We start from the raw sequence: 18,512 nt of genomic DNA, 5'->3' as shown, positions 1-18,512 counted from the left end.
AGTGACGCTAGGAGGGGGGCATGCTCCCGTCAAGAGCAAGAACTCCGATGTTTGCCGATCGCTGGGTTCCTGGTTGCTCGCGCTGACCACTCAATTCCGTCAAAACTCGTCCAACGTCTAGACGGAGGCCGACCTCTGAGTCCTTAATACACCCAACGTCATCCGGCGCGGTGCGTGTCTTCCGTGTGGTTCCCCGGCGCACCCGCTATTCATCGGATGACTTCCCCAATCGTTCGGTCCGAACGCTGAGCCGCAGCACGGTCCGTACTGTCCTGTGGACAGTCAGGAGAGAACTCCTTGTCAGAATCGCTCACTCGACGAAGAGTGCTGATGGGCATGGCGGCCATGACGGTTGCCGCCGTCGTCACGCCGACCCTCGGGACGGCCTCCGCCCATGCCGCCGCCTCCGCGTCCCAGCCCCTGCCGCTCGCCCCGCTGCGCATCCCCAAGACCGACATGGGCCTCGAGCAGCAGCCCGACGCAAAGGTCCAGTGGTTGCAGGACGCCAAGCTGGGGATGTTCATCCACTGGGGTGTCTACTCGGGCCCCGCCAAGGGCGAGTGGTGGATGCACAACGCACCCGTCACTCCCGCCGACTACCAGAAGTACGTCACCGACGCGACCAGCGAGCAGTTCACCGCGGATGCCTACGACCCGAAGGCGTGGGCACAACTGGCCATGGACTTCGGCGCCAAGTACACGGTGCTGACCACCCGTCACCATGATGGATTCGCCCTGTGGCCGCTGAAACACCCGAACAGCTGGAACTCCGGCCAGGCACCCCTGAGCCGCGACTTCGTCAAGGACTACGTCGCCGCCACCCGGGCGGCAGGGCTGAAGGTCGGCCTCTACTACTCGCCCATCGACTGGCGTTACCCCGGCTACTACGACGTGTACGGCACCAACTGCGCGACCAACCCGTGGGGCTACACCACCGACCCCGCGCACAAGGGGAACGCGCGGATCATGAAGACCGAAGTGTACGAGTCGATCAAGGAACTCGTCACCCAGTACGGCGTCATCGACGACCTGTGGTGGGACGGCGGCTGGATCGCGGAGCAGGGCAGCGACGCCGACGCCGCGTTCTTCTGGGAGCCCGGCCAATTGCGGGACACCGCCAACCAGTGGCCGGTGGATTCCACTTACGGTGAGACTGACAGCTCCGGCAAGCCGCTCGGGCTGATGGGCATGGTGCGCGCACACCAGCCCGACATCGTCGCCACCTCGCGCTCCGGCTGGATCGGCGACTACGCCAGCGAAGAGGGTCCCTCCGTCCCGAGCGGGGCCATCCGCACCGGCAAGGTCACCGAGAAGGTCTTCACCGTCGGCACCACCTGGGGCTACAACTCCGACGGCAAGGTCATGAGCTACAGCACCGCCATGAACCTCCTGGTCAACTGCTGGATCCGGAACATGACGGCCATGGTCAACATCGGCCCGGACCGGCACGGCACCGTGCCCTCCGGGCAGGCGAGCCTGCTGCGCCAGATCGGCTCCTTCATGACCACCTACGGCCAGGCCATCTACGCCACCCACGGCGGCCCGTGGAACCCCGTGGACGGCAAGTACGGCTACACCTACAAGGACAGCACCTTCTACGTCCACCTGCTGCCCGGCTACAGCGGCACCAGCTTCACCACCCAGCCGATCGGGGACGCCAAGGTCACCCGCGTGTTCGACGTCGCGGCCGGTACCGACCTGTCGTACACCGTCAATGCGGACGGCACGGTGACGATCACCGGCATCAACCGCACCCGCAACCCCGAGGACAGCGTCGTCGGTGTCACCCTGGACCGGACGGTGCTGCCGGCCGACATCGCCTCGGGCCGCTCCGTGACGGCGAGCAGCCAGGAGTCCTCCCAGGGCAACACCGCGGCGAAGGCGGTGGACGGCTCCACCGCGACGCGCTGGTGCGCCAACAACTCGAACACCGGGGCCTGGCTGACGGTGGACCTGGGGTCGACCAAGGCGGTCACCGGCGCGCGGATCGCCTGGGAGCTCGACGCCACGAACTACAAGTACAAGATCGAAGGCTCCACGGACAACGCCACCTGGACCATGCTGGCCGACCGCACCGGCACCACCAGCACCAGCCAGGTGCAGGCCTCCGTCTTCAACGCACAGGTCCGTTACGTGCGGGTGACGGTGACCGGACTTCCCACCGGAGTGTGGGCCTCCATCCGCAACCTGGAGATCTACGACCGTCCCTTCTCCACCGACCTCGGTACCTATCGGCTGGTGAACCACAAGAGCGGCAAGGTGCTGGACGTCAGTGGAGGCTCCACCGCCGACGGCGGGTCCCTCATCCAGTGGCCGCAGAACACCGGCACCAACCAGCAGTGGAAGCTGCTGCCGAACACCGATGGCTCCTACCGCCTGGCCAACGTCAAGAGCGGCAAGGTCATGGACAGCCCGGGCGGCTCCGCCCAGGGCGCCGCTCTCGACCAGTGGACCGACACCAGCAGCAGCAACCAGTGGTGGCAGCTTGTGCCCGCCTCCACCGGCTACTACCGGATCGTCAACGTCGGCAACGGCTGGTGCGCCGACGTCAAGGACGCCTCCACCGCGGACGGCGCCTCGATCATCCAGTGGCCCAACACGGGCGGCACCAACCAGGAATGGCAGCTCGTCGCCCTGTAGCCGGCGACGCCGCGACAGGGCCGGTGCCGCGCCGCACCGGCCCTCGGCCTCCCCTGCCTCCGGCCGCCGCGCGGCCCCCACCTTCCCCTCGAACGCGATGGAGCGTGCGCCATGGGCCATCTCGAATTCCCGATGGACCGCAGACGATTCCTGACCGCCGCCGCGCTGGCGACCGGTGCCGTCGTACTGCCCGGAGTGCCGGCCGGCCGGGCATCCGCCGCCGTGCCGCCCCAGGTCACCCTCCACGACCGCGGCATATACGACACCACGGCCGCGTCAGCGTGGACCGACGGCTTCGTGACCGGCAACGGCGAGTACGGCGCCATCCTGTACGGAGCCCCCACGCTCGAGAAGGTCATCTTCAACCACCACCGGTTCGTTCTGCCCAACGGAACCCGCGACCTGCAGCCACCGGTGATCTCCGGCCAGCTGGAGTCCGCCCGGGACAAGGCGCTGGCGGGGGACTACGCCGGGGCGCAGACGACCTTCGCGAACGGCTGGAGCCTGCCGCAGGCCGCGTCCAGCGTCGGGCCGGGACGGGCGAGGGCGGTGCGCAGCCGGGACCTCCTCGTCGATGTCCCGGTCGCCGCATTCGACGAGACCGTCGGTGTAGAGGGCGATCACGGTGCCTTCAGGTAGTTCCACCTCGGCGGATTCGAACGGGAGCGCCCCCAGCCCTGGGGGAGGCCCCGGCGGCAGCTCAGGCAGGGTGATGGTGCCGTCCGGCCGTACGAGGGCCGGCACCCCGGACACCCGGCGGTCTTCAACGGCCACCGGGCACCAAGCCCTGCCCGCACCCACCCTGACCAGGCTCTATTTACGCGTCAGAGAGTTGCTCTGGCTGTTGGTGGTCGCGGACGCTCCTTGGTTCTGGGCCATCCCGCGCGGTGCTGCTCCGTCACGGTCAGCTGCCAGATCGAGAGGAACAGCAGCGTGCCGGTTTCGGTGAGGAGGCTGAGGAGGGCTTGTGGCGCAGGCTGCAGGCCGTGTTCGGTGAATCCGAAGACGCCCACGGTGCGTGAGGCGATGAAGCCGGCGAGGGCGCCGAGCGTGACGCCGGCTGCGGCGGCCCTCAGAAGCAGGGGCGGTGTTCCCATCAGCAGCAGGGCGGCGAGGGCGAAGGAGACGCTGGCCTGGAGCAGGAACAGGGGGCCGATGACGTGGATGAAGCGGTACTCGTCGACGTAGAGCCGGCCGTGTATGTATCCGCCGGCGGCGAGGGTGGCGGCGCTCGCCGATCGCAGGGTGGGGACGAGGAGCCTTTGGGTGTTCATGCCAGCCTCTGATCCTTGATGGCCAGCTCGCGGTCGCCCTGGCGGTAGCCGACGGTGCGGATGCCGAGTGCGTCCTTGAGCTGCCGGGCGGGGACGACCTGCGGAGTGGGGGCGGGACCATGGCCCGGTTTGGGCAGGGGGTAGGCGGTGGTGGTGGCGGAGTGGAAGGTGATGTTGCCCTCTGTCTTGGTGAAGAGCTGGTGGACGTGCCCGTTGAGACAGGTGACGGAGGAGAAGCGGCGCAGGAGGGCGATGACCTTGAGGGCGTCATCGGTGCTCCAGCCCCACTGCGGGTACATGGCGAACAGCGGGATGTGGCTGAAGACCACGATGGGGGTGTCCGACGACAGTCCGGCGATGTCCCTTCGGACGAAGTCGATCTGGTCGTTGCCGAGATGGCCGAGCTTTTCCAGGCTCAGGGTGTTGACCAGGGCGATGAAGTGCGCGCCGTGGGTGTCGAAGCTGTACCAGCCATCGCCGAGCGTGCCCATGCCGAAGGTCTTCCGGTAGGCGCGCCCTGCATCGCCGATGGAGTCGTGCTCGCCCGGTACGGTGAAGACACGGTCTGTCTGCATACCGGTCAGCATCTGCTTGACCTGGTCGAACTGGCCTGCCGTGGACAGGTGGGTCAGGTCGCCGCTGTGCATGACGAAGTCGGGTCTGAATCCGAGCGAGTTGACCTGGTTGATCGCTTCGGTGAACGAGCCGACCACGTCCGTGTTCGCCGGGCCCTGGAACCCGATATGGCTGTCGGAGACCTGCACGAACCGCAGCGAGCTGTTCGCCGCCGCGGTGGCGCCGGCGGTGGCCATGGAGTTGGTCTCCCGGGAGTCGGCGATGTGGCTGATCACCTCTCCGCTGGCCACGGTCAGCACCACGGCGCCGCCGAACCACCCCGCGTGGCGGAGGAGTTGGCGCCGGGACATGCCGTGCTCCGTGGCGGGCCGCTCGGTATTGCCGGCCGGTGCACCGTCGTGACTGTCGTAGGAGCCGGTCATCGGGTCACCTCCACGGTGGCGGTCATGAACGGATGGATGGTGCAGAGGTAGGAGTAGGTGCCGGGCTTGGTGAACGTGTAGCTGTAGGTTGCGTCGGTGTTCAGGGCTGCCGAATGCAACGGGCCGCCCGATCCCGCACTGGTGACCGTGTGGGCGTCGGTGTCCTGATTGGTCCAGGTCACCGTCGTGCCCACTGTGACCTTGAGTGTGGCCGGGGAGAATGCGAAGTTCTTGATCGCCACGGTGTCCCCGCTCACCGGCGCGGCCGCCGCGCCCGTGCTCGGGGGGCTCATGGGCATGCTCATGCTGGGCATGGGCGTGGCTGAGGTACCGGGAGCGGAGCCCGCCGTCTTCCCCGGTCCGGCGGCGCCGGGCATCCCGGCCGTCTGGTGCTGACCTGTTCCGGGTGTGATGGCGCCGGTTCCGGCGGACGAGGAATGCGACGACTGGCCGCATGAGCTGAGGAGCCCCAACGCGACGGCGGTGGCGACGGCAGGACCGGCCGCGAAGCGTGATCGTCGGCCTGGTGTACGAAAGTTCAGGTGCATGGTGCTTCTTCCTCACTGATCAAGGCAGCTGCACATCCGCCCTTGCGTGCCGCGAAGTCGCCGGTGACGTGCGGCAGTTCCTCATCCGGGGCCGCAAGCGGCGCGTCGTGCGCGTCGAGCGCTCCGTAGGACCGTCGTCGTGGTGTGCGCGGGGCGAGCGTGGTCGGCGCCCTGAGCGGGTGTGCCGCGTAAATCGGCTCTTGTATGGCTCCACGGGCGGCGGGGGCGCTTGGTTCGGTGGATATGCACTTTTTATGACACTTCTTGGTGATCGCCGTAGATCGGTCGGCCCCGGGTGCTCCGCTCGCGGAGTGTCACCTGTTCCGCGCCGTGCGTTACAGGACAAAGCAATATATATGCGCAATGATCGGCTTATGCCCTGGAGTTCCCGAAAACGTGATCAAAGGACCGATCCGGACGACTCCGCGCACCGTGTCTCTGGTAAAGGGACTCTTTCGACCGCGGACGAGGAACTGTTGCGCACTCTGTACGCGGAGCACGCAGGGCCCCTGTTCCACTACGTGCTGCGACTGACCTCAGGAGACTGGCAATGGGCGGAGGACGTCGTGCAGGAGACGCTGCTGCGAGCGTGGCAGCATCCCGCCGCGTTCGACCCGGCACGCGGCCCGGCCCGGGCATGGCTGTGCACGGTGGCCCGGCACCTGGTCATCGACGCCCACCGGGCCCGGCAGGCCAGACCGGCCGAGGTCGGCGGCGAGGCGCTGGAGCGAGCCGCCGAGCAGGCACCGGGCGAGGACGAGATCGAGCAGGTACTGCAGAGCTGGGCGGTCGCCGATGCCATCCGGACGCTGTCCCCGGACCATCGCGCGATCCTGCTGGAGACCTACTACCGGGGCCGGACCATGGCGGAGGCTGCCCGGGTGCTGGGCATCCCGCTGGGCACCGTGAAGTCGCGGACGTACTACGCCCTGCACGCCCTGCGGCTGGCGCTGCTGGAACGGGGCATCGAGCCATGACCGTGACATGCAGGAGGTGGCGACCATGAGCATGAGCGCGGAGCACGACGCCCTCCGGCTGGCGCTGGGAGGGTACGTCCTGGGCACGCTGCCCCCGGCGGAAATGGAACAAGCGCGCGCCCACCTCGCGGGATGCGCCGAGTGTCAGGCGGAACACGCCCAGCTGGCGGGACTGCCCGCGCTGATGGCGACGGTGACCGAAGCCGAAGCCGCGGGCCGGACGGCGCCGGTGGCCGGCGAAGACCTGGCCGACCGGCTGGTGGCGCGGGCAGCGCAGAGCGCTCAGGGCTCCTCGCCTGAACGGCCCGCCGTGCCTGCGGTGCCGCAGGTGCCGCAGGCGGGTGTGCTGGAGCGGCTGCTCCAGCAGGCCGCGGCCCGGCGCCGCAGGACCTGGCGTCTGCAACTGGCGGGCGCCGCCGCCTCGCTGACGTTCATCGCGGCAGCGGTCGGCGGCACATGGCTGGCGGCTACCGGAACGGTCGGCAGTCAGGCGACGCAGCCCGGGCCGACCGCGCCGACTGCCTGGCGCACCTTCTCCGGAAGCGACCCCGTCACCGGCGTCACCGCCTCGGTCAAGGTCTCGCCCTCTGCCTGGGGCAGTGTCCTGCAGGTCTCCGCCAAGGGGGCGCCCGCCGGAATCACCTGCCGGCTGCAGGCGGTCGGGCCGGGCGGGGCCAGGGCGGACGGTGCTACCTGGCGGGCAGGCGAGTACCCTCCCGGCACCACGATCCCCGGGGCGGTTGCCATGTCTCCGGGAGCCATCGAGCACTTTGAGATCGTCGCCGGCAACGGTCAGAAGCTGGTCACGATGCAGGCGTGAGGAGCCGGGAGCCCGCCCGACGATGCGTCGGGCGGGCTCCCGGCGTATCCGGCCGACTCCTCACGGTGCGCCCGGAGGAAAGGCGCGTCGGCTGCGTATGTGGGTGACAGCGCCCTGGGCCTCAAAGGGCCTGGCCGAGGTGCTGCCGGTGCCCTGCTCGCCGGATTCGGCATCGAGCTCCTGGAGAGGCGAGTGAGCCCGTCCCGGCCGTCGGCATTGACCTGACCCGCAAGAAGGTGAGCAAAAGGCGCGAATAACCCGAACCGTTCGGCATGCGCCGCCCGTGGAACTGAATGAGCGCTCCCCTGCAGGATCCGGCCCACCGACCGCCCCTCGAAGCCGTTGGCGGTCCTCCACTTTCCGGTCTCCGCACCTCCACGGAAGAGCCAGATGACCATGTTTGTCACCGATTCCCCCCGCCCGAGTTCGCTGCCCACCCGGCACTGCAGTCACCAGGCGCTGCTCACCCTGCCCGCGCAGGAGGCGCACGTCTCCGCCGTTCGTCACTTCGCGGCCGATCTGCTGGAGACCTGGAGCGTACCCGCGAGCGAACGGGACTCCGCCGTCCTCATCGTCGACGAACTCGCCGCCAACGCCGCCCAGTACGGACGCGAGCGCATGACCCTGCTGCTCGTCCTCGACCACGGCACTCTGCACATCGTGGTCAGTGACTCCGGAATGGCCGTGGAGCACCTTCGCCCCGACATCGCCCCGGACGAACACGGCCGCGGCACCGGCATCGTCCAGTACCTCGCCCAGTCCACCGAGGTCCACCAGACGGGCAGCGGCCGCGAAGTCCGCGCCTGCCTGAGGTGCTCGGCATGACCGGCCCCGGATCACCTGACCATGACACGGTGCTCTGCGAACGCTGCGGCCTCGGTGTACCGGCGGAGGCGTGAGCATGAGGGTCACCCCGAAGACGGCCGAGGCCATCGACGCGCCGCCTCCGCACGAGGCGTACGCGAACGCCCCCGACCTGCGCCGCGAGATGCATCAGGTGCTCGCCCTCGGAGCCGAACGCGACGGCCGCCGGGTCCGGACCGTCACCGGACCGCCGGTCGACGCGACGGCCGCCGAGCGCGCCTGGCTGCTGCGCAGGGCTGCTCTCATGGACCGGATGGCCCTGGACGGCCCCGGCCCGGTCGGCGCCGCCGCACGAACCGCCGAACAACTCGTGCTGTACGACCGCCGCCATCCCGACCTGGTGGCCGGCCCGCACCACCCCGATGCGATCACGCTCGACCCCAGCCACCGCCCCTACGTCCGCCAGGAGTACGCCGCATGGACGTCCGCCGGGCGGCGGTGAGTGACATACGCGTGCTTCAGGCCGATACGCCTACGGCCCCACATGGATGTACGGCGCCCACAGGCTCGGGTTCAGGCGGTAGCCCTCGTCGGCGTCGCGGAGGGCGCGGACCGCGGTGTGCAGGGCGTATGCCGTCCGGCCGGGGAAGGGGTGTCGGGGGGCGAAGGCCGAGTAGAAGTGGTCGGCCAGCTCTTGGGAGGTCTCGTCGTCGACGGCCCAGAGGGTGCCGACGACATGGGTGAAGCCGGCCATGTGGAAGGCGCCGGTGATGTGCAGCGCCTCGTCGGCGTACTCGCCGCGGCCGCGGGTGGTCTCGCACGCCGAGAGGTACGCCAGCTCCGCGGCAGGGAGTTGGAGCCGGGCGATGTCGGTGAGGGTGAGCGGGGCCGTGTCGTGGTCGTGCAGCAGGACCTGGCCGGTCGCGGCCCCGTCGTCGGCGGCGACGGCGTGGCAGGCGAAGTGCACCCACGGGTGGTGGGGGAGCGCGTCGAGCACGGCCTGGCGTACCGCCTGCTCGTCCAGGAGCAGACGGGCGCCCGGTCGCGCGGCCAGCAGGGCGGCCTCCGCCCGCGCGCCCTCCAGCGGCACGAGCCCCGCGCCCGGCGGCGCCGGCACGGCGACCACCAGCGGAGCCGTGGGGGCGCTCGGCCGCCGGTCCGCTCGTGCGGTCTGGCGGCGCCGGGCGTGGACGAGGCTGTTGACGGTCGGGGCGTACGAACTGACGGCACGGTCGAGCAGGTTGTCCCGGTCGTTCTCGTGGCGCCCGGCCGCGTGCAGGGGCAGGGCGGTCAGGGGGCCGGTGGGGATCCACCACATCCGTCCCGGGGACTCCCCGCCGGGCCCGTCGTCGGCGCGGAGCCCGAGCGCGTCCAGGACCGGTTCGGCCACCGCCGTCCACAGCCAGGCGAGCGTCTCCCGGACCTCGGACTGGGCGTCGCGCTGGCGGGACAACGGCCGGCCGGCGTCGCCCGCCGTACGGACGGCGACGAGGAAGGCGTCGGCCCGGCGGACCACCTCCGCATGGCTGAGCCCCGTCAGCGGTACGCACCGCACCCGTCCCTCGCGCAGGACGAGCGCGTCGCAGCGCAGCGGGCTGATGTTGACCATCACCACCGGGCCCTCGTCACCGAGTCCGGCGAGCATCTCGGCTGTGCGGGGGAGCCGCAGGAAGTCCCCGAAGCCCGGCTCGCGTCGGATCGCCGCCACGAGCCGGTCCCACCGTTCGGCCAGGGCGTGCCGGTCCTCGCCCGCCAGCGGGGTGCCAGGGGCCGGGTGGCCGGCACCGGTCCCGGCCGGCCCGGACGAGATGAAGGCGGCGGCTTCGGGGCGGTCCAGCTGGGGGATCAACCGGGCGTACTCGGCGGCGAGTTCGTCCGGCAGACGGCTCAGCAGGTCCGTGGTGTCCGTACGGGCGTCGAGGGCTTGGGCGAGCAGCACGCCACGGCCCTGCTCCAGGAGCCGCAGCGCGAGTTCGGGGTCGGCCAGCTCCAGCGCGCAGGCCGCCGCGTCCTGCGCGAGACCCGCGAACCCGCCCAACCGGCGTGCGCGGTCCATGCGTCCGATGCGGAACGACGCCGTGCGCGGCAGCAGTTCGACGGCGAGCCGGAACGGCTCCAGGGCCGCGGCGTGGTCGTCGGGCGAGCGGCTCTCGCCGCCGCCGATGACGCTCAGCGCCCACAGGTGCGCGCAGCCCACCCGGACGCTGACGTCCATGGTCGGGTCGGACGCGACCTTGCGGTGCAGGTCGATCGCCGCTGCTAGGGCGTGCGGATCGCCCTCGGTCACCGCCTGCGCGCCCAGGGCGGAACCGTGGTTCAGCAGGGCGAGCCCGCGCAGCGCGTGCCCTTCGGGAGTGGTGGCGTACGCCTCGGCGGTGGCCCGGACCCACGCGCGCACGGCCCGCCGTTCGCGGCGCGTCGAACGGCGTCCGCCGACACCGTCGAGAACCCGGGGCGCGAGCGCGGCGACATCTGCCGCGCCGATCAGTTCCAGACGCCGTACGGTCGCCAGCACCGCGTTGCGCTGCACCAGGTTGGGATGCCCCGCCGGGGTCGCGGCGACCGCCCGGCGGGCGGCCCGGGCGGCCTCGCGCAGGTCGGCGGGGTCCGCCCGGGCCTGATGGCGCTCGGCCAGGATCGAGGCGAGGTTCGACAGGAACCGCGGATACAGCCGATGGCGCCGCGGGACTGTGGCGAGGACCGCCCGCGCCAGCAGGGCCGCCTCGTCGAGCGCCTCCGGGGCGCCGTCGGGGGACTGATGGTGATGCAGACGCAGCGCCTCGGCGAGGTTGGAGCGGGCCCAGGTCTGCTCCTCAGTGCCCGGCTCGGCGCAAGCCACCGCCGCCCGGAAGGTTGCGACGGACTCCGCGAGCGCGGCGGAGTCGCCATGCAGGTGATAGAGGCTCAGCAGCGCGTCGCCCAGGCTGTTCAGACGGTTGGAGCGGCGCGCGCCCCCGGGCGGCGTCGAGTCGAGGGCCGTTCGGATCGCGTCGACGGAGGCGGTCAGGTCCCGGGCGTCGTGCGTACGCAGCCACCGCAGCCGCAGCGCGCCGGAGAGGTTCGTCCAATAGGAGGGCGTGGTGACGGTGACCTCCGTCCCGTACGGGGCCAGGGCCTCGCGGAACAGGGTGATGGCCCCGTCCAGGTCGGCCGGTTCGCCGAACCGTTCGTAGCGGGACCACAGGACCGTGCCGACCCCGTTCATGGCGGCGCCGCGGAGGTCGATGTTCTGCGTCCTGTCGAGCACGGCGTCGAAGAGGACCAGGGCCCGTTCCAGGTCCGGGAGCCGGCCGGTGCGCTCGTACCGGGTGTGCGACTCCTCGGCGGCGCCGAGCACCGCGAGCAACTGCTCGTACCCGGGTGTGCCGAACAGGTCGTACGGGGCGGGCATCAGGAACCGTGCTGCCCAGGAGATCCCGGAGCGTCACGCTCGGCGCGTTTCTCGCGGATGCGTCGGGCCATCAGCGCGCCCATCGGCCCGTTCCGGTCGAACCATGCGGCGGCCTCGTCGTCGCGGCCCAGCGAGAGCAGGGTCAGGGCGAGATTGGCGGTGGCGTCCTGGCTGCCCTGTTCCGCCGCCTCGGTGAGTACTTCGACGGCCTCCTCGAGGCGCCCGTCGAGTCGCAGCTTGACGCCGTACTGGTTCAGCGCCTGCGGGGAGCCCGTCTCGGCCGCCCGGCGCAACTCGGCCTCCGACGGCATCGCCCGGAACGTGAACCGCGGTCCGTCCGATCCGTTCTGCTCCGCTCTTCGTGCCCGCGTGCGTCGACGCCAGAACATCGGCATCACCCCCCGTGACCGTCGGTGATCGCCCAGTATCCTCTCAACTCGGTTGCCATGTAAGGAGGTTGCAAGGATGGCGGAAATCCGCACCGGCGACAGCGACAGCGACGGGGACGGCGAGTCGAGGGCCGTGCGGTCGGACATCTGCGCCCGGCTGGACGAGATCAGGGACGTTGTACCGGCCGAGCGCCGGCCGGAGTTGGAGGAGATCCTCGGGGCGCTGCGGGGGAGCGGCGACCTGGCGGGTCCACAGGCCGCACTCCACCGACTCCTGCGCCGCTGCGGGGTGGCGACCGGATTGCGCGCGTTCACCCGGGGTGCGGAGATCGGTGGGCTCCCGGCGGCCGTGGAAGGGCACCCGGTGGTGGAGGCGTACGTCTGCCCGGGGGACCGCTGCGACCGCCGGGCCCCGGCCCGGAACCGACCCGTGCCGGAGACCTGCCGCCTGTACGGCGAGCCGATGCGCCGCCGCAGGCTGTCATGAACGCCGTGCTCGCCGAGTTGGGCAAGAACCTCGCCGCGCGCTGGCTCACCCACCTCGTCCCCTCGGGGCTGCTGTTCCTCGCCGTCGCCGGGGCGGGGCGGCTGCTGGGCCAGGCGCACTGGTACGACATCGGCCGGATCACGCGCGCGCTCGACGACCTGGCCGGGCATCCGGCGAGCCGGTCGACCGGCGGTGTGGTGCTGGTGGCCTCCGCGACGGTGCTCGCCTCGGCCGGGCTCGGCCTCCTCGCCCAGGCGCTCGGCGGGGCGGTGGAGCGGCTCTGGACGGGGGACTGGCCCCCACCGTTGCGGCCGCTCGGCGGGCGGCTGACCGAGCGTCGGCGAGGGAGATGGCGGGCGGCCGAGGACGCCTACGCGCGGGTGGACGCGCGAGCCGTCGAGCAGGGGTCGCCCCTCGACCCCGGCACGGTCCGGGAGCTCGCGCGACTCGCCGCGGTACGCAACCGGATCTCCCTGGTGGAGCCCGCTCACCCCTGCTGGACCGGCGATCGCGTCCGCGCCCTCGACCTGCGCGTCCACCAGGCCTACCGGCTCGACCTCGAATCGGCCTGGTCCCGGCTCTGGCTCGTCCTGTCCGCCGACACCCGCACCGAACTGCGCACCGCGCGGGAGGTCTACGACGACGCCCTCCGCCTCACCGCCTGGAGCGTGCCGTACCTGCTCGTCGCCGTCTGGTGGTGGCCGTCCGCCCTGATCGCGCTGGGCCTGGCGATGCTCGGGGCGCGCCGCGGCCGGTCGGCGATGGACGCCTTCGCCGAACTGGTCGAGTCCGCGGTGGACCTCCACGGCCGCGACCTGGCCCTCGTGCTCGGCGTGGACTGCCCGGGCAGGCTGGAGCGGGAAACCGGCCTGGAGATCACCGCCCTGCTCCGCAAGGGCGCCTGAGACCGCGCATCGGTGCGGACAGCACGCGCGCTGGTGTTCGCACCGCAGACCCCTGTGCGTCACACCAGCGCCACGGGGTCTTCCCCGACATTCGTTCCTCTTGGAACACTCCCCCGCGCAGGTCCCATCCACAGCACCACGTCAGGACAAGAGGTCACCCAGTCATGCCTCAAGTGAACCGACGCCGCTTCCTCCAACTCGCCGGTGGCACCGCGGCGTTCACCGCGCTGTCGAACAGCATCGAGCGTGCCGCCGCGCTGCCCGCGCACCACGGGTCCGGCACGATCGACGACGTCGAGCACATCGTCGTGCTGATGCAGGAGAACCGGTCCTTCGACCACTACTTCGGCTCGCTCAGAGGCGTCCGCGGTTTCGGTGACCCCCGCCCGTCCACGCTGCCCAGCGGCAAGTCGGTCTGGCACCAGTCGGACGGCACCAAGGACGTGCTGCCCTTCCGGCCCGCCGCCGACAACCTGGGCCTGCAGTTCATCCAGGACCTCCCGCACGGCTGGAGCGACGGGCACACCGCGTTCAACGCGGGCAAGTACGACAAGTGGGTGCCCGCCAAGTCGTCGACGACGATGGCGTACCTGACGCGCGAGGACATACCGTTCCACTACGCGCTCGCCGACGCGTTCACCATCTGCGACGCGTACCACTGTTCGTTCATCGGCTCCACCGACCCGAACCGCTACTACATGTGGACGGGTTACACGGGCAACGACGGCAAGGGCGGCGGCCCGGTCCTCGGCAACGACGAGGTGGGCTACGACTGGACGACGTACCCGGAGCGGCTGGAGGCCGCCGGGGTCTCCTGGAAGATCTACCAGGACGTCGGTGACGGCCTCGACGCGAACGGCTCCTGGGGCTGGATCCCGGACGCCTACCGCGGCAACTACGGTGACAACTCGCTGCTGTACTTCAACCAGTACCGGGGCGCGAAGCCCGGCGACCCGCTGTACGACAAGGCCCGCACCGGCACCGACGCCCGCAAGGGCGAGGGCTTCTTCGACCAGCTGAAGGCCGACGTCAAGGGCAGGAAGCTGCCCAAGATCTCGTGGATCGTCGCGCCCGAGGCCTTCACCGAGCACCCCAACTGGCCCGCGAACTACGGTGCTTGGTACATCGCCCAGGTCCTGGACGCGTTGACCTCCAACCCCGAGGTGTGGGCGAAGACGGCCCTGTTCATCACCTACGACGAGAACGACGGCTTCTTCGACCACCTCGTGCCGCCGTTCCCGCCGCAGTCGGACGCGCAGGGCAAGTCCACGGTCGACGTCGGCCCGGACCTCTACAAGGGCGACGCCGGCCGTGCCGCCGGACCGTACGGACTCGGCCAGCGGGTGCCGATGCTCGTCGTCTCGCCCTGGAGCAAGGGCGGTTTCGTCTGCTCCGAGACCCTCGACCACACCTCGATCATCCGGTTCATGGAGCGCCGCTTCGGCGTGCACGAGCCCAACATCTCGCCCTGGCGGCGCGCGATCAGCGGTGACCTCACCGCCGCCTTCGACTTCTCGTGCAAGGACACCAAGCCGGTCGCGCTGCCGGACACCGACGGCTACCAGCCGCCGGACCACGACCGGCACCCCGACTATGTGCCGACCCCGCCCGCGAACCCCGTGCTGCCCCGGCAGGAGCGCGGCTCGCGCCCGGCCCGCCCGCTCAGGTACGCGCCCTTCGTGGACGGTTCGGCGGACGCGGCGGCCGGGAAGTTCACGCTCGCCTTCGGTTCGGGCGCCAAGGCCGGCGCCGCCTTCTTCGTCACCTCCGGCAACCGCACCGACGGCCCCTGGACGTACACCACCGAGGCCGGCAAGACCGTCTCCGACACCTGGAACTCGGCGTACTCCGGCGGCTCGTACGACCTGACGGTGCACGGTCCCAACGGCTTCCTGCGCGTCTTCAAGGGCCCTGGCAAGACCGCGGGACCCGAGGTCACCGTGCGCCACGTCGGCGAGAACGTGGAGCTGACCTTCACCAACAAGGGCTCCGGCACCGTCGAGCTCAAGCTCACAAGCGGCTACGGAGGGCGGTCGAGTTCGTTCAAGGTGCGGGCGGGCGCGACCGTGCGGCACACGGTGGACCTGCGGGCGAGCCGGCGCTGGTACGACCTGACCGTCGTGTCCACGGCCGACGCGGGGTTCCTGCGGCGGTTCGCCGGACATGTCGAGAACGGTCACGCGGGTGTGAGCGACCCGGCGATCGTCACCTTCTGATGGATATCTCGGCTCTGGTCAATTTCCGGCCAACTCACGGTAGTGTGCCCCGGTGACCACGCATTCGAACACTCCTGCAGGTTGGTACCCGGATCCGCACGGGGCGCCCCAGACGTTGCGTTACTGGGACGGCTCGCAGTGGACCGAGCACACCAATGCGGACCAGGCGGCCCCGGCGGGCCGGACGGTTCCGCAGCAGGCCCAGCAGCCGTACGGACAGCCGGCGGCCGGTCCCGACCCTCGCGTGCAGCAGCAGGTGCAGCAGCAGGCGGGTGTCGCGGGCGGCGGTGCCGGCGGTGGCACCCTGTTCACCGAGCCGGTCCTGGTGGTGAACCAGAAGGCCAAGCTGATCGAGCTGACCAACGAGTACAAGGTCATGGACCAGCAGGGCAACCAGCTCGGCGCGGTCGTCGAGGTCGGTCAGAGCGGTCTGAAGAAGGTGCTCCGCTTCGTCTCCAGCCTCGACCAGTACATGACGCACAAGCTGGAGATCCGTGACGCCTACGGGCAGCCGGTGCTGCGGCTCACGCGTCCCGCGAAGTTCATCAAGTCGCGGGTGATCGTGGAGCGTCCGGACGGACAGCCCGTCGGCGAGATCGTGCAGCAGAACATGATCGGGAAGATCAACTTCGCGATCAACGTCAACGGCCAGCAGGTCGGCGCGATCAAGGCGGAGAACTGGCGCGCCTGGAACTTCGCCATCGTCGACCACACGGACAACGAGGTCGCCCGGATCACCAAGACCTGGGAAGGCCTCGCCAAGACGATGTTCACCACGGCGGACAACTACGTCCTCCAGATCCACCACCAGCTTCCCGAGCCCCTGCTGAGCCTCGTCGTCGCGACGGCGCTCACCGTCGACACGGCACTCAAGCAGGACGCCCGCGGGCTGGGCTGAACCGGCGCACGACAAGAAGGGTGGCCGCGGAGAGTTCCGCGGCCACCCTTCTTTGTTGTGCGCGCTCCTGGAGCCTTCCAAGAACCCTGCGGGAGCCCTACAGGGACGTCAGCTGACCCGAGCCGGGCTGCTTCGGCAGCAACGAGGGTTCGTACGCCGCCGATCCGGGCTCCAGCGCCAGCACCGCGGCGACGGGGTGCTCGTCCTCGGCGCCCGCCAGAGGTTCGGGCAGCGCAGGCTCCGGCACCGAGCGGGACAGCGTCACCACACCCCACGCCGCCACGCCCGCGCCCATGGCCGCCAGCAGCAGGCCGGCCGGGCCGCCCTGCAACTGCTCCCCGAGCAGGAAGAGGCCTATCGCCGCGGCGGCGACCGGGTTGGCGAGCGTCACGACGGCGAGCGGGGCACCGAGACCACCCCGGTAGGCGATCTGCGACAGGAGCAGTCCGCCCGCCGCGAAGGCGGCGACGAGCAGGGCCACCACGATCACCTGGGCGCTGAGCAGCGAGCCGGAGCGGTCCGTCACGGCCACGGTCACCGTCTGCGTGAGAGCGGAGGCGACACCCGAGGCGAACCCGGAGGCGGTCGCGTGCCGCAGTCCCGGCCGGCTGCCGGGCCGCGACAGCATGCCGATCAGGGCGGCCGTCGCGGCGGCCACGCCCAGCGCCTGCGGCACGCTCAGAACGTCGTCGGGCGCGGGTCCGGACGCCGTGACCAGCAGCGCGGACAGTCCGATCAGGGTGAGCCCGGTACCGCGCCACTCGACCGCGCTGACCCGCCGTCCGGCGACCCGCGCGCCGAGCGGCACCGCGGCCACCAGCGTGAGCGCGCCGAGCGGCTGTACGAGCGTGAGCGTGCCGTACTTCAGCGCGGCGACGTGCAACAGCGCGGCGGAGGCGTTCAGTACGACGGTCCACCACCAGGCCCCGCTGCCCAGCAGTCGCATCATGCCCGAGTCGGTCGTCCGGGAGGCCAGCCGCTCCTGGGCCACGGCCGCGGCGGCGTAGGCCACGGCCGAGAAGAGCGAGAGGACCACGGCGGCGAGTGTGGCGTTCATCGTCTTGCCCCCACGAGCTCCGGTACGGATTCCTTTTCGCCAGCACCGCCGGCCCCGCCGGAATTCCCGGCTGCTCCGTCGGCTTCGTCATACGTCTCGTCGGCGGCCACAAGGCCGCGCGCCTCGGCCGCTCCGGCCCCGCGCGGCAGACGGATCACGGCCAGCGCGATGCCGAGCAGCGCGGTCGCCACGATCGCGTCGAGCCAGTAGTGGTTCGCCGTTCCGACGATCACCAGCAGGGTGAGCAGCGGATGCAGCAGCCACAGCCAGCGCAGGCGCGAGCGGGTCGCGACGATCAGGCCGATCGCCACCATCAGCGCCCAGCCGAAGTGCAGCGAGGGCATCGCCGCGAACTGGTTCGCCATCTCGTCGGTCGCCGGGTGCGCCCCGTAGACGGTGGGCCCGTACACCTGTCCGGTGTCCACCAGGCCCGCGGCGGCCAGCAGCCGGGGCGGGGCGAGCGGGAAGGTGAGGTGCAGCGCCAGGGCGGCGGCGGTGACCGCGGCCAGGACCCGGCGGGCCCACACGTAGTGGACCGGGCGCCGCAGGTACATCCAGACCAGGAAGGCCACGGTGGCCGGGAAGTGCACGGTCGCGTAGTAGGTGTTCGCGAGGTGCACCAGGGTGTCGCTGTGCAGCAGCGCGCCCTGTACGGAGCCCTCGCCCGGCAGGTGGAGCGTCCGCTCCCAGTCCCACACGCGGTTCGCGTTGCGGAAGGCCTCGGCGGTGTGGCCGTCGGCCAGCTGCCTGCCGACCTTGTAGACGACGAAGAGCCCTACGACGAGCAGGAGCTCCCGCACGAGCGGCGGGCGTGGCGCGGTGCTCTGCCGCGACGGCCGCCGTGTCGCCGCGACCGGCTCTGGTTCTGCTTCCGCAGGCTCGGTTCGGGAATCCATCCCCCGGCCCCTTTGCTGACGGTGTTGCTTGGGGTGGTGCGCGGTGAGCCCAGGACAGAATCCACTCGATCACTCGAGACTCACTCGACAGCGGAGTGGGTCCTGTCCAAGGCTCATCGATACGGAAGTGTACCGATACGAAGGTGTACCGATACGCCACTGTACCGATACGGACCCGTACCGGTACAGTGGCGTATCGATATACACTGTGA

At 70.7% G+C, this 18,512-nt stretch carries 17 protein-coding genes and 1 pseudogene; 10 read left to right on the top strand and 8 right to left on the bottom strand.

The features are described 5' to 3' along the window. Positions 1 to 297 precede the first annotated feature (297 nt). The gene (locus tag ACZ7M3_RS13180; RefSeq protein WP_472063013.1) at positions 298 to 2,640 is read left to right on the top strand and encodes an alpha-L-fucosidase; all 2,343 of its coding nucleotides are present in this window, start codon (positions 298 to 300) and stop codon (positions 2,638 to 2,640) included. 111 nt (positions 2,641 to 2,751) lie between these two features. Further along, a complete protein-coding gene (locus ACZ7M3_RS13175) occupies positions 2,752 to 3,279 on the top strand; it encodes a glycoside hydrolase N-terminal domain-containing protein (RefSeq protein ID WP_472063011.1) in 528 nt (175 codons plus the stop codon). Here ACZ7M3_RS13175 and ACZ7M3_RS13170 read toward each other — a convergent pair. The 4 genes and pseudogenes from ACZ7M3_RS13170 to ACZ7M3_RS13155 all read right to left on the bottom strand — a co-directional run. Then, a pseudogene (locus ACZ7M3_RS13170) lies at positions 3,265 to 3,384 on the bottom strand (hypothetical protein); the annotation flags it as partial. The gene ACZ7M3_RS13175 and the pseudogene ACZ7M3_RS13170 overlap by 15 nt on opposite strands. An 80-nt stretch (positions 3,385 to 3,464) precedes the next feature. Further along, entirely contained in the window at positions 3,465 to 3,914 is a 450-nt protein-coding gene (locus ACZ7M3_RS13165; protein WP_472063009.1) for a hypothetical protein, read from the bottom strand. Next, positions 3,911 to 4,912, bottom strand: a complete 1,002-nt coding sequence (locus ACZ7M3_RS13160; RefSeq protein ID WP_472063007.1) for a metallophosphoesterase family protein — start codon at positions 4,910 to 4,912, stop codon at positions 3,911 to 3,913. The genes ACZ7M3_RS13165 and ACZ7M3_RS13160 overlap by 4 nt, the downstream gene beginning before the upstream one ends. Beyond that, on the bottom strand, positions 4,909 to 5,205 hold the full coding sequence (locus ACZ7M3_RS13155) for a plastocyanin/azurin family copper-binding protein (protein ID WP_472063005.1): 297 nt from the start codon (positions 5,203 to 5,205) through the stop codon (positions 4,909 to 4,911). The genes ACZ7M3_RS13160 and ACZ7M3_RS13155 overlap by 4 nt, the downstream gene beginning before the upstream one ends. 629 nt (positions 5,206 to 5,834) lie before the next feature. Between ACZ7M3_RS13155 and ACZ7M3_RS13150 the strand changes: the two genes are divergently transcribed. From ACZ7M3_RS13150 to ACZ7M3_RS13135, 4 genes are all read left to right on the top strand, one after another. Then, complete coding sequence (locus ACZ7M3_RS13150) at positions 5,835 to 6,437, top strand: sigma-70 family RNA polymerase sigma factor (RefSeq protein ID WP_099944490.1); 603 nt, start codon at positions 5,835 to 5,837, stop codon at positions 6,435 to 6,437. A 25-nt stretch (positions 6,438 to 6,462) separates the two neighbouring features. Continuing rightward, entirely contained in the window at positions 6,463 to 7,257 is a 795-nt protein-coding gene (locus ACZ7M3_RS13145; RefSeq protein ID WP_472063003.1) for an anti-sigma factor, read from the top strand. A 390-nt stretch (positions 7,258 to 7,647) separates the two neighbouring features. Further along, positions 7,648 to 8,082, top strand: a complete 435-nt coding sequence (locus ACZ7M3_RS13140) for an ATP-binding protein (RefSeq protein WP_261685201.1) — start codon at positions 7,648 to 7,650, stop codon at positions 8,080 to 8,082. A gap of 76 nt (positions 8,083 to 8,158) precedes the next feature. Continuing rightward, entirely contained in the window at positions 8,159 to 8,563 is a 405-nt protein-coding gene (locus ACZ7M3_RS13135) for a hypothetical protein (RefSeq protein WP_472063001.1), read from the top strand. A 30-nt stretch (positions 8,564 to 8,593) separates the two neighbouring features. On the opposite strand, the gene ACZ7M3_RS13130 is transcribed toward ACZ7M3_RS13135, so the two are convergent. Together ACZ7M3_RS13130 and ACZ7M3_RS13125 are read right to left on the bottom strand one after the other, a co-directional pair. Continuing rightward, complete coding sequence (locus tag ACZ7M3_RS13130) at positions 8,594 to 11,452, bottom strand: CHAT domain-containing protein (RefSeq protein WP_472062999.1); 2,859 nt, start codon at positions 11,450 to 11,452, stop codon at positions 8,594 to 8,596. Next, positions 11,452 to 11,763 (bottom strand): hypothetical protein, encoded by a 312-nt coding sequence (locus ACZ7M3_RS13125; protein WP_351299013.1) that lies wholly within the window; start codon positions 11,761 to 11,763, stop codon positions 11,452 to 11,454. The genes ACZ7M3_RS13130 and ACZ7M3_RS13125 overlap by 1 nt, the downstream gene beginning before the upstream one ends. 154 nt (positions 11,764 to 11,917) lie before the next feature. Here ACZ7M3_RS13125 and ACZ7M3_RS13120 point away from each other — a divergent pair, with 154 nt between their 5' ends. From ACZ7M3_RS13120 to ACZ7M3_RS13105, 4 genes are all read left to right on the top strand, one after another. Beyond that, entirely contained in the window at positions 11,918 to 12,328 is a 411-nt protein-coding gene (locus tag ACZ7M3_RS13120; protein WP_472062997.1) for a hypothetical protein, read from the top strand. Then, a complete protein-coding gene (locus ACZ7M3_RS13115) occupies positions 12,325 to 13,233 on the top strand; it encodes a hypothetical protein (protein ID WP_472062995.1) in 909 nt (302 codons plus the stop codon). Before ACZ7M3_RS13120 ends, ACZ7M3_RS13115 begins: the two co-directional genes overlap by 4 nt. 164 nt (positions 13,234 to 13,397) lie before the next feature. Further along, entirely contained in the window at positions 13,398 to 15,449 is a 2,052-nt protein-coding gene (locus ACZ7M3_RS13110) for a phosphocholine-specific phospholipase C (protein ID WP_472062993.1), read from the top strand. A gap of 52 nt (positions 15,450 to 15,501) precedes the next feature. Continuing rightward, positions 15,502 to 16,347, top strand: a complete 846-nt coding sequence (locus ACZ7M3_RS13105) for an LURP-one-related family protein (RefSeq protein WP_472062991.1) — start codon at positions 15,502 to 15,504, stop codon at positions 16,345 to 16,347. 97 nt (positions 16,348 to 16,444) lie between these two features. Here the strand turns inward: ACZ7M3_RS13105 and ACZ7M3_RS13100 are convergent, their stop codons facing one another. Both ACZ7M3_RS13100 and ACZ7M3_RS13095 read right to left on the bottom strand, forming a co-directional pair. Continuing rightward, the gene (locus ACZ7M3_RS13100) at positions 16,445 to 17,404 is read right to left on the bottom strand and encodes a DMT family transporter (RefSeq protein WP_472062989.1); all 960 of its coding nucleotides are present in this window, start codon (positions 17,402 to 17,404) and stop codon (positions 16,445 to 16,447) included. Further along, on the bottom strand, positions 17,401 to 18,300 hold the full coding sequence (locus ACZ7M3_RS13095) for a phosphatase PAP2 family protein (protein ID WP_472062987.1): 900 nt from the start codon (positions 18,298 to 18,300) through the stop codon (positions 17,401 to 17,403). The genes ACZ7M3_RS13100 and ACZ7M3_RS13095 overlap by 4 nt, the downstream gene beginning before the upstream one ends. Between the last annotated feature and the right edge of the window lie 212 nt (positions 18,301 to 18,512).

This window comes from Streptomyces sp. NPDC111656, assembly GCF_055656965.1.
This window is presented reverse-complemented; position numbering and strand designations above follow the sequence as displayed.